This window comes from Phytoactinopolyspora endophytica (genome assembly GCF_004138495.1).
GTDB lineage: Bacteria > Actinomycetota > Actinomycetes > Jiangellales > Jiangellaceae > Phytoactinopolyspora > Phytoactinopolyspora endophytica.
This window is the reverse complement of record NZ_ML142858.1, coordinates 154,302-155,544: the sequence shown is the minus strand read 5'-3', so window position 1 is coordinate 155,544 and position 1,243 is coordinate 154,302. Positions and strand designations below refer to the sequence as shown.

Genomic DNA, 1,243 nt, shown 5'->3' with positions numbered 1-1,243 from the left:
CGAGCGCGAGCGGGTGGCCGGTGAGGCGCTACGCGAGCGGCTGGGGCTGACCGTCGAGATGTACGACGCCGGCCTGGACCGGGCGCTGAGCAACATCGCCAGCCCGATGCACGGCGTCCGCGAGGTCTTCGACCTCATGCCCACCGAGACGGACGAACAATGGGAGGCCATCGCGAGCCGCCTCCGTGACGTCCGGACGAACCTGGACCGCTACCGCCAGACCATCGAGGCCGACATCGCGGCCGGGATGCCGCCGGCGCGTCGCCAAGTACAGGCGGTGATCGAGCAGGCCAACCAGGTCGCCACGGACAAGCTCTTCGAAGACCTCATCAGCCCGGCGCCGGAAGCCCGCAAGCCAGAGTTCGACCGGCTCGCTGCCGATGCAGCCGCGGCCTACACCGATTTCGCTCGCTATCTCGCCGACGAGGTCGATGGCCGCGCCCGCCCGCACGACCACGCCGGCCGGGATGCCTACCGCATCGCCAGCCGCTTCTTCCTCGGTGCTGAGGTCGACCTCGATGAGACCTACGCGTGGGGGCTGGCCGAGCTCTACCGGATCGAAGCCGAGATGGCCGAGGTCGCGGGACAGATCGTCCCCGGCGGTACGGTGGACGACGCCGTCGCCGCGCTCGATGCCGACCCGGCCCGCAACATCACCGGTGGCGAGGCGTTCCGGTCGTGGATGCAGGAGCTGTCCGACAAGACGTTGGCGGAGCTCAACGGCACGCACTTCGACATTCCGGAGCCGATCCAGACGCTGGAGTGCCGCATCGCCCCGACCAAGGACGGGGTCATGTACTACACGGGGCCGAGCGAGGACTTCTCCCGCCCCGGGCGGATGTGGTGGTCGGTGCCGGAGGGTATCGAAACCTTCTCCACCTGGAGAGAGACCACCACCGTCTTCCACGAGGGCGTGCCCGGCCACCACCTCCAGGTCGCCCAGGTCGCGTACCTGAAGGAACAACTCAACCGCTGGCAGCGACTGTTCTGCTGGATCTCCGGCCACGGCGAGGGCTGGGCACTGTATGCGGAGCGGCTGATGGCCGAGCTGGGCTATCTCGACGACCCGGCCGATCGCCTGGGCATGCTCGACGGGCAAGCGCTGCGGGCAGCTCGCGTCGTCATCGACATCGGCGTCCACCTTCAGCTCGACATCCCAGAAGAGGTGGTGCGGCGCGACGGGCTGCCGGCCGGGCCGTGGACCGGGGAGGCGGCGTACGAGTTCCTCTGCAAGCACACCCGC

At 69.2% G+C, this 1,243-nt stretch carries 1 protein-coding gene; it reads left to right on the top strand.

What is annotated here, in order from left to right:
• Nucleotides 1-1,243, top strand: a 1,243-nt coding sequence (locus tag ELR45_RS19710) for a DUF885 domain-containing protein (RefSeq protein WP_205856901.1), incomplete at both ends; no start/stop codon positions are given.